At 42.7% G+C, this 9,943-nt stretch carries 10 protein-coding genes; 3 read left to right on the top strand and 7 right to left on the bottom strand.

What is annotated here, in order from left to right:
- Positions 1-41 precede the first annotated feature (41 nt).
- The gene (locus BJP34_RS25430; protein WP_070394751.1) at positions 42-1,328 is read right to left on the bottom strand and encodes an AAA family ATPase; all 1,287 of its coding nucleotides are present in this window, start codon (positions 1,326-1,328) and stop codon (positions 42-44) included.
- Between BJP34_RS25430 and BJP34_RS44500 the strand changes: the two genes are divergently transcribed.
- Both BJP34_RS44500 and BJP34_RS49450 read left to right on the top strand, forming a co-directional pair.
- Positions 1,327-1,500, top strand: a complete 174-nt coding sequence (locus BJP34_RS44500; RefSeq protein ID WP_158517472.1) for a hypothetical protein — start codon at positions 1,327-1,329, stop codon at positions 1,498-1,500. The genes BJP34_RS25430 and BJP34_RS44500 overlap by 2 nt on opposite strands.
- A 1-nt stretch (position 1,501) precedes the next feature.
- The gene (locus BJP34_RS49450; protein WP_267876375.1) at positions 1,502-1,624 is read left to right on the top strand and encodes a hypothetical protein; all 123 of its coding nucleotides are present in this window, start codon (positions 1,502-1,504) and stop codon (positions 1,622-1,624) included.
- Between the two features lies 1 nt (position 1,625).
- On the opposite strand, the gene modB is transcribed toward BJP34_RS49450, so the two are convergent.
- Together modB and modA are read right to left on the bottom strand one after the other, a co-directional pair.
- Positions 1,626-3,941, bottom strand: coding sequence for a molybdate ABC transporter permease subunit (gene modB, locus BJP34_RS25440; protein WP_229424486.1), 2,316 nt, complete (start codon positions 3,939-3,941; stop codon positions 1,626-1,628).
- Between the two features lie 202 nt (positions 3,942-4,143).
- Positions 4,144-4,935 carry a molybdate ABC transporter substrate-binding protein gene (modA, locus tag BJP34_RS25445; protein ID WP_070394753.1) on the bottom strand — a complete coding sequence of 264 codons (792 nt, stop codon included), beginning with the start codon at positions 4,933-4,935 and terminating at the stop codon, positions 4,144-4,146.
- Between the two features lie 353 nt (positions 4,936-5,288).
- Here modA and BJP34_RS44505 point away from each other — a divergent pair, with 353 nt between their 5' ends.
- Positions 5,289-5,477: a hypothetical protein gene (locus BJP34_RS44505; protein WP_158517473.1), complete on the top strand. Its 189-nt coding sequence runs from the start codon at positions 5,289-5,291 to the stop codon at positions 5,475-5,477.
- A gap of 4 nt (positions 5,478-5,481) precedes the next feature.
- On the opposite strand, the gene BJP34_RS25450 is transcribed toward BJP34_RS44505, so the two are convergent.
- The 4 genes from BJP34_RS25450 to BJP34_RS25465 form a co-directional block, all read right to left on the bottom strand.
- Positions 5,482-5,736 carry a hypothetical protein gene (locus BJP34_RS25450; RefSeq protein ID WP_070394754.1) on the bottom strand — a complete coding sequence of 85 codons (255 nt, stop codon included), beginning with the start codon at positions 5,734-5,736 and terminating at the stop codon, positions 5,482-5,484.
- Positions 5,737-6,020: 284 nt separating this feature from the next.
- Positions 6,021-8,678, bottom strand: coding sequence for a P-loop ATPase, Sll1717 family (locus BJP34_RS25455; protein WP_070394755.1), 2,658 nt, complete (start codon positions 8,676-8,678; stop codon positions 6,021-6,023).
- Positions 8,675-9,085, bottom strand: a complete 411-nt coding sequence (locus tag BJP34_RS25460) for a HEPN domain-containing protein (protein WP_070394756.1) — start codon at positions 9,083-9,085, stop codon at positions 8,675-8,677. The genes BJP34_RS25455 and BJP34_RS25460 overlap by 4 nt, the downstream gene beginning before the upstream one ends.
- Before the next feature lie 123 nt (positions 9,086-9,208).
- A complete protein-coding gene (locus tag BJP34_RS25465; RefSeq protein ID WP_229424021.1) occupies positions 9,209-9,793 on the bottom strand; it encodes a PEP-CTERM sorting domain-containing protein in 585 nt (194 codons plus the stop codon).
- Positions 9,794-9,943 lie beyond the last annotated feature (150 nt).

The raw sequence follows: 9,943 nt of genomic DNA on the forward strand, positions 1-9,943 counted from the left end.
ATCTTGGTGATTTGCGAAAGGTTTCCTATTTGTGACAGTGATTAGCTTTTAATTGCTCCTTTCGGGATAGCAGCTATGACCTTCCCAATCCATTCAAAGATAGATGGCACTTCATCTTTATTTTTCCACATTAAACGAATGATATCTTTAACTTTTTCTGCTTGCTTATGACTCATCAGGTTAAGAAATACCTTCTGACGATCTTGTAATTCGGTTTCGGTACTGTTTTGAATGTTTTTAATCACCCACCACTCCATTAGTGATGACGCAAAGGAGTAAGTCGCTTTACCGGCTTGTTCTTCTCGTTTTATGATTCCTCTCGTTTCTAAGGTATTCAGCTCTATCTCTTTTTGGCTAAAAATAGTCTCAATGCCCCTCAGAGCATAGCGCTGATCGGATAATCGACCTTCTAGGCTGTACAAAGCAATTAGCATCAGTAAAATCTTCTCTAGGTCATTGCAAAGCTCCCAGGTAGCTTTAAAAAACTGTTCAGTTGCACTTAGAAAATCTCTGGCAAAGGTCTTAGGATCAGGTACCCGATTAGCTCGCAATTCTTGATAGAGAAGATAACCAGCATTCTGTAGCAAGGCAGGATTGCCATCAGCAATTTCCCGAATTCCCTCTCGTAACGCTGGTGTGATTGGCATACCCAGTAGTAGGGCAGCCACTTCGCTATCCGTAAATGGCTTGAGTGGTTGAAATAAATAGTGGTTATACCAAGGCGATTTATCTGGGGTGAGTTGAGGTCCCAATTCACTCAGACGTCGAGACGATGCTACAATCATTGAAATATATTTCCTTTCGATACCAGAATTCGCAATGCTGCGACATTCATTCACAAAGGCTTCAATATCAGCTTCCTGGTAACCGTCGTTTGTACGCAAAGCAACATCGTAGTCATCCACTAGCAATAGTAAAAATTTGTCGTATTCTCCAAGCTTACGTAATAGCTGCCGTAAATGACTTGAAGTGACGTTGTCTTGATCAAGTAATGGGTCAATATCAGTCTGTAGCGGTGAATTACTATCCAGTTGACTTTTTATCTCGGTCAAGATTTGCCGCCAGAAGCTATCAGCATGAAACGGTTGAATACTTAGGCAATTTAGAAGTACAATTACAGCTGCTTCTGGATCTTGGCCTTGTAGGTGCCAGACGTCAGGTGAGGTCAATAATTCTAAGAAGGAAGTCTTGCCAATTCCAGGTCCACCCCAAACTGCCAGATTACCACGACTAGAGATTTGATCGAATGCTATTTCAATCTGAGACTCTCGTCCCACAAAGCGTTCTGGGGAAACGGCTTGTCCTACAGTAAAGGGATTTTGTGCCATGGTGATGGATTCTGAACGTGTTTCTTATCGGGCTATTGTGTTCTATCTTTATTATGGCCAACTTCCTCAGCTAGGTTGTGCCATGGCAAAACCTTCTCTTGTTCGACACATCTTACTTTACCAGATTTTGATTGGGATTTTTTGCGATCGCGTAGCGGCTCCATTCGCGTAGCGTGGCCCAAAGGAGCATCGCACTTCCTCTCCCTATTCCCTGCTCCCTGCTCCCTGCTCCCTGCTCCCTGCTCCCTAAAACCCAAGAATTTGTACCTCACCCAATTCAAAACTTCTATAGTTAAATCAACTCTCCATCAAAATCAACCTCAAAGCATCTAACTGCACATACCATGGCTCAGGCCAAGCTTTAATCTGATGCCATTTTTCCTTAAAAACTTCAGCTTGGAGGTGGTATTGCTGAGGATTGTAGGACTTACCAAGTTTAGTTGCTTTTGCCCCCCTAACCCCCCAACTTTGGGGGGGAATCATGTCAAAGTCCCCCGCCCCCCTAACCCCCCAATTTTGGGGGGGAATCATGTCAAAGTCCCCCGCCCCCCTAACCCCCCAATTTTGGGGGGGAATCATGTCAAAGTCCCCCAGAATTGGGGGATTTAGGGGGCAATCCATAAGTCCTGTATTCCTAGAAGGAGTATATAAACTCAGATAGAGTGTAACTCGGTGTTGGGTTTCACTCATCGTTACCAGCCAACAGGGAAACGTATTGTTGTGATTTGGCTCTTTGAGAAATCTCAAATGATGGGCACGGATGCCAACATAGGCTAAGGATTTCCTGATCGGTTCCACAACTGAGAGACTACAGTTCCAGTCCAGGGCTTGAATTTTTTGGTGGTCAATAATTTCAACCCGAGAAAAGTTTTTACACTCGGTTAATTGTGCTACCCTAAAGCTAGGAGGATGCTCAAAAATAGCTTCTTTAGAACCATAAGCAATAACCTTTCCTTCGGAAAGTACTAACAGATTACCACAAACTCGGTAAGCTTCCTCTAATTTATGGGTGACGAAAAGAGTGGCTCCTTGATAGGTAGAGAAAATTTCAGTTAGTAGCATTTCGATCTGATTCCGGAGATAGGTATCAAGGGCAGAAAGGGGCTCATCTAACAGTAACGCTTCTGGTGCGATCGCCATTGCTCTTGCCAAGGCTACCCGCTGCTGCTGTCCCCCAGAAAGTTCGTGAGGATAGCGGTTTTCCAATCCCTGTAAATGCATCAGTTCAATATATTTCCATACCCGTTCATTCCTTTGGGCTTTCGGCAATTCCTGCAAGCCAAACCCGATATTTTGAGCAACATTCATGTGGGGAAACAGGGCGTAGTTTTGAAACACAAAACCAATCCGACGTTGGTGAGGAGGAAGATTAATACCCTGTTTAGAATCAAACAAAACTCTTCCGTTCAAGACAATGCGGCCTTGAGTCGGTGTAGTCAAACCAGCAATACACCGTAGGGTCATACTTTTACCAGAACCAGAAGCCCCCAAGATTCCTAACGGCTTACCATTAGCAGTAAATTTAGCATCTAGGGTAAAGCTAGAGCTTACCTCTTTTCGTAACTCTACTAAAAGTCCTTGGCTTGGTTCTATGTGAGATTTTTTCCCTGCTCCCTGTTCTTTTCTCCCCTTAATAAGGGAAGCTCTAGTCCCCCCCTTATTAAGGGGGGTTAGGGGGGATCCCTTACTTGCTTCTATGTTAGATTTTTTCTCTATTCCCTGTTCTTTTCTCCCCTTAATAAGGGAAACTCTAGTCCCCCCCTTAATAAGGGGGGTTAGGGGGGATCCCTTACTTGCTTCTATGTGAGATTTTTTCCCTGTTCCCTGTTCTTTTCCCCCCTTAATAAGGGAAGCTCTAGTCCCCCCCTTAATAAGGGGGGTTAGGGGGGATCCCTTACTTACTTTTATATTCGATTTTTTCCCTGCTCCCTGCTCCCTGCTCCCTACTCCCTGCTCCCTACTCCCTACTCCCTGTTCATAGTTAATGATGGTGATTGCCACGAGAGCGATCGCAACCATGATCAACACCCATAGTAGTGCTTCCCCCATCCTCCCGGCTTGGGCTGCAAAAAAGATAGCGATCGCAATGGTTTGGGTTTTGCCAGGAATATTCCCAGCTAGCATTAAGGTAGCCCCAAACTCTCCCAAAGCTCTCGCAAACGCCAGAACTGTCCCCGCCATCACCCCTGGCCAAGCCAAAGGTAGCAACACTTGCCAAAATACCCTACATTCAGAAGCCCCCAACGTACGGGCACAGTTAATCAAATCCTGATTAACTTGTTTGAAAGCTCCTAATACAGTTTTATACATCAAAGGAAAGGCAACTACTGTAGCAGCAATCACAGTAGCAGGCCAAGACAAGATTACAGATACTCCCAATTGCCTCAATAGCTGTCCCACTGGGCTATTTCTACCTAGTAACAACAGTAATAAAAAGCCAACTACTGTAGGCGGTAGCACTATCGGAAGGGTTAAGATACTATCAATAATTCCTTTACCTTTCCCTTGATAGCTAAACATCCAGCCCGCTACTGTAATTCCCAGAAAGAAAGCAAAGATAGTAGCCAAGCCAGCAGTTTTTAGGGAAATCCATAAAGGAGATAAATCTTCCATTACATTATAATATTTATCAAGTGGGTGAGTTACAAAGTATTGGGTTTTAGGGAGCAGGGAGCAGGGAGCAGGGAGTAGCCACTGCATCGCTTTTATTCTACTTCGTGGTCTGTTGACAACAACGATATAGCTGTTTTCATGTTAATCAGATACACAATATTTTTTCCCTGTTCCCTGTTCCCTGTTCCCTGTTCCCTATTCCCTATTCCCCCATAGTAAAGCCATACCTCAAAAATACAGTTTTAGCTGACTCACTGATTATAAACTGCACAAACTGGTTAGCATGATCAGGGTTTTTAGACTCCTTCAATACCGCTACTGGGTAGATAATCCGGGAGTAAGACTCTGGCGGAGCAGTAGCAACTCGTTTAACTTGGTTTGATACCTTAGCATCTGTTGCATACACCAATCCAGCATCCACATTACCTGTTTCTACATAGGATAGAACTTGGCGAACATCTTTAGCAAAAACTAACTTCGGTTTGAGCTGGTCAAACAAATTAAGACTAGAGAGAACTTCCTTAGCATAGTGTCCAGCTGGTACACTTTCCGGGTCTCCCATTGCTATTTTACTGATTTTATCAGAGGTTAAGTCCTTAAAATTAGAGATACTACTCTGGTTTTTAGGAGTAACTAAAACTACCTGATTATTAAGAAGACTTTGCCTTGTCCCTTCTAGTAAAAGCCCCTTATATTCCAGAGCATTCATCTGTTTCGGAGCTGCTGAAATAAAAACATCCACTGGCGCTCCCTGTTCGATTTGTTGCTGCAACGAACCAGAGGAAGCAAAGTTATAAATAATGGTAACATCTGGTGTTTCCTTAGTGTAGAGTACTTTGATAGCTTTCATCGCATCTTGTAAGCTAGCAGCCACTGATACCGTTAGGCTTACCACTTCTGGCTGTTGTTTGTTAAGGGTAGCACCATTGCAAGCTACCAAAACTAAGGATAGACTTAAGCACAAAAACCATGATTTAATTAGGGATTTAACCATATATAACTTTTAGTTTAGATGTGAACCTATGATTTATAAAAAAAGGGAACAGGGAACAGGGAACAGGGAACAGGGAACAGTAGTAAAGAGATCTTAATAGTTTTTGATGTTATGATAAATCACCAACATTGTTCATGATATATTTTTAAATTATATAGCGCTTTTTAGTAAGCGTGATATACATTGAAATTTTATTCCCTACTCCCTACTCTCTACTCCCTACTCCCGATTCCCGATTCCCGATTCCCGATTACCTACTCAATTAGATAGTTAACAACAAAAAAAAATAGCCGTAGAAATAATATCCACGGCTATTTCAAGTCCACAGTAAGTGGATGTAAATCGCTCTCTTGATGCAGTCGCTCATGGGGGAAACCACGGCAGTTGCTCATGGGGGGAACCCCCAAGACCGCACTGCCTCCCCAAGACCGCGCTGCATCGCTATGTCACTCAGTTCCCGAACCCATCGAGAAGTAATCCTGTTTTATCATACCGGAACCTTTGTCTTTGCCAAGGGGGGGAGAAACCCCCCAAAAAACTAACGTTTTAACGTAGCATCCAATACTTAGTGATGATAGTAATCACCTGCCCTGGCATGCCGGTAGGTTGCAGAGGACTCCACTCGGAAGCCTCTGCGTAGCCCATGGCAGACAGGGTATGAATAGTATTAGTTACTGCTTGACGAGGCCCCTTTAAAATGTGCTGAACATGTTGTTTTTTTGGGAAAATATCTTCAAGATTAATCTCAGGAATTTGATGTTCAGGATTATTGTCGGGGTTAGGGATAAATTCTTGCGACATAGCTCAAGACTTGAATTTTGCTTACATGATTATTGTAATGATTATAATATTAATTTGTCAAGGGTTTTGAGAAATTTTTTTTGGTGGGTATTTTAATGGTAAAAAAAAAGCGATCGCGTAGATTATGCGATCGCTTTTTTTTGTATAGTGGTCTGTAGGCTAATTAGGTAAACAGATTTTTTTTACCTGTTCCCTATTCCCTGTTCCCTGTTCCCTATTCCCTATTCCCTGTTTCCTGTTCCCTACCTTTACAGATAAAGTTTAAACTTGGTGCAATATTTTATTTATGCTTGCCCCTTTCGCGTCATACCGATACCAGAGAGATAAAGATCAGGAACTTTATAACGTTCAACCTCATCTTCAGTTCCTTCATAAATAGATAACAAACCCACTTCTCTAGCTAGATTCAACTGATCATCTAGTCCAGTTACCTCAGTTGCCTTTAAGGGCGAACGTCCTATACTTCTCAGACGATTAATCAAGTCTTCAAGTTCACTAAACTCTTCATCAATTAAAGCACTTAATGCTTTTTCTGATACCTTCTCAAGAGATGAACTCAAAGCTCGTGGTCGGATGATAGTTTTCTGATAAGGATTTCGCTCTTGCTCGTTTATTTCCCAATCTTTCGCCTCTACAAAAAGTTGTAATAGAGCACGGGGACTATGGTTGTTACTGCCATCAGCAATTCGTTTCCAGACCCAGTTCCGAGTAAAGGCAGATTTCCCCCCTTTCATCCGCTCACCAACCAAAAGATTCCAAATTTCAAAGACCTGTGATTCACTCAAATAGTCACTAAAGGCGTCATTACTTGATGACAAATTTGATAACAAACTACCTTGCTGAATTGAATTTACGACAAGTCCTTTAAATCTATCCGATTTCAGAGCTTGCTTAATTATAACTTTAAAAAAATCTGCTCGCTCACGCCATTCAAGGACTACAGAGCGCCCGAAAAAGTGACTTTTATTATCGAAGCGAAGGCTACGCCAGATATCTTCTCGCAATAGAACTTTTAATTTTAATTTTTTCAGATTCTCCCCTAAGTCAGTCATCAACGAAAGCAGTCCTTCAATTGCTTTAGTGCGTCTTTCTCGATTCAGTTGTTCATTTCCAAATCCTGTATCAAGTCCATCGAAAAGAAGAAGAATAGTAGATTGTGCAGCACGATCGAAACGAGTTAGCCAATCTCTTGCCAATGAATTAATCTGATCTTGTTGTAGTAACTTATCAAACCATCGTACAACCTCTAATTCGCTAGTAGGATCAGTCCCTAGAACTTTTAATAGAGCCTCATCTGGTTGAGGCTTCTCTCCAGGCCAGGATAGGTGACAAGCAAGACAAGTCTGGAGTAACCAGAAGTCACTCCAGCTTTTTTTAGTCCTTTCTAAAGCTGGATCGATGTCACTGAAATTCTGAGAATTGATAACCCACGGGCGATCGTCTTTGAGATCACTGGGGGATAACACTACAATGGAAGTTTTCTCAGAATCTTCCAGCAGACGACGAAAAATAGCGGTTTTTCCAGTACCTTTACGACCAAGGATTAGAGGGATGCGAGGATGAAGGGCGCGATTAACTAACTGTGTTTCTACAAACGTTTCTAGAAAATCCTTTTGGTCTTCTGCTCTTCCTGCAGAAAATTCTAACTCGTTTAAAATTTGTCCCTTAATATCGGGCAAACTAACCGGTAGCTCTTCTTCACTAGCTGTAGGGATAAAACCTTCTAACCATTCAGCAACCGGCTCAAAATCACGCCACGTTTCTTGATTAGATAAGATTTTATCTGATGTAGCAATCTCTTCTCGATAGGGAATAAAATGTGTAATATCTGATTCTTTAATTGGCTCTGAACTCGATTGTTTATCCCTCATAACAGAGAGCCAGTCTCCAATCCATTCAATAGCTCTATGTTGGTATCGTTCCACAACTTCTGGTGCTTTACTAGCAGGAATTGGAGACACAATAAATCGCGGCTCTGGAGTAAGCCGCTGTTCAGTTTCAGTTCGTCTAGTCTCAGCAGCAAGCAATGCACGAACCAGTTCACCCGTACCCCTTTGAGCTTGAGGATGAGGAAAGAAAACAATAATTGCCAGATCAGCCAAGTCAAACAGGAGCGGTCCATTGAGAGGAGTCATTCCTGTGCGAGCATCTAGTAAAATAACATCGGGCTTGAAAGGAAGACGATCACTACTTAAAATCTGAATCAGTTCACGTAATGGATTTCTATCTTCCCGATACCAAGCTCCAGGTTCCATAAAGCTCAGTAAACGCGCATAATTGGCATTGGGCAAACCTGCCGGAAGACAGTAAATTTCATCGGTTTCAGAAACCCTCAGAATATGATTACGGATGTCAGGCTCTTCTCCTTGCTCCAAACTTAGTAACACAAATACCAACCCCTGTTGATCCTTAACCTCGTCTTCCTTTCCAAACAAAGCCGCTAATCCTGGAGCTTCCAAATCCATGTCAACACAGAGCACAGTGCGTCCACGACTAGCAAGAATTCGGGCAGTATAAGCCAGGGCAGTTGAGCGACCAACTCCTCCTCTGAGGGAATAAAATGTTGCAACGATCGGTCGGTCAAGGTCTTCGTCTAGATCCGATGGAAATAGGATTGCTTCAGGATTACTAGAGCCAGAGCGAGAACGAGCCAGAGCTTCAGGCCAAAAGGGTACGTTTTCCAGGGTAGAATCAATGGGAAGAGGGCCAGCCCATTGCTGCTCTTCAGGAGTTAGTAAATCCAACCACTGAATTGTCAATTCTTCTAGCCCCTCTAGAACAATGTTCTTACGTTCTTCTTGGAATTTGTGATCAAATCCTGGGGAAATGACAGCAATACGCCAGCCTAGAAACGGATCCGGTTGAACCCGCAAATCCGTAATCTCTAAAGCTGCACGTGACATGTTTTGATGAATACGCTCTTTGATTTCTGAATGGTTCATCTGCGCCTCCCGGATTGACGACGAATTTGAGACTGTATATATCCTGTTAACTGCTTTGCTCCATTCACCAATTCTGCCATTGTCAGGCTACTATTACAGGTTAGTTGATAACGTAGGGATGTATCCCACTTGTCTATGAAAAATGTCTTTGCACCTGTAGAGTCACGGATATCAGTGACGGAAAATTCTGCTGCTTTCCATAAACCCCGTAGATTGTGCCCCTGATTGCCATGTTTCGGAAATGGTTTATTTCTATATCGTAATAACGCCTTGAGACTACATTCAATGGCATATCCTGCCATATAAACCGATCCAATTGATTGACTTCTATTTTTGAGTATACCGTCTGCATCTGCCGCCCGTTCATTTGCAATATCTAGCCAGTCTTTGTAATTATTAGGATCCATTACAAGTATAATTACAATAAATTTGATATATTATAACACAAAAAAAGTCCATAAAAATGGACTTAACTCGCTCTACAATTATGGTGATATCTTTAGTTGATAGAACTGAACCAGAATCCCTGATTATTTATCCTTTTTTCTAAACAATCCACCAGCACCTAAAGCAGTAATTCCCAGTAGCGCTAATCCAGAAGCCGGTTCAGGAACACTGGTTGGATCTGGCTTTGAAGGATCCTTGGTGATGGTTTCGCTAAAATTAGGATTGGGATCAACATAGGTAGTTGGAGGTAATAGCGACCCCCCAAGAGTAAAGGTAATTCCTGAGTCTCTGTTCCAGGTAAGGGTATAAGCCCCGGCATCAACAGCCCTACCAAAATCGATATCTAGAATCCAACTATCAGGGGTAGCGTCAAAGGTCGTAATAAAGTTTCTAGGAGGAAGAGGAAGAGGAGAAGGAAAAGGAGAAGGCAAGGGTTCAAGGGTAATATCAGAACCGACTTGCTCTAAACCTTCTACATCAAGAAACCAAGAGAGTAATTCCCCTTCAGTATTGTACTCAACAAACCCCTCGTAATCTCTAGCTTTAGGAGGAGGCTCTGGCAGAAAACTAGGAAAATCCGACAATTCAAGTTCGCCACTGAATTCTTGGTTAATTATCTGCTCAGCATCAGCCGGTAAAACGGCAACAGTAGCAGAAGTTAAAGCCACAGCAGTAGTCACAAGAGCGAATTGGTGAGAAAGATTAGTCNNAGCAAGTATCCTNNTNCAGTATGTAAAAAATAATGGGNAACAGGGAGCGGNNAAGGGGAAAAGTCCGTAGGGGTGCGTTAGGGGCGGGCTTGCCCTAATGTTAAACCT

Origin of the sequence: Moorena producens PAL-8-15-08-1 (assembly GCF_001767235.1) — a bacterium.
In the GTDB taxonomy this organism is placed as follows: domain Bacteria; phylum Cyanobacteriota; class Cyanobacteriia; order Cyanobacteriales; family Coleofasciculaceae; genus Moorena; species Moorena producens_A.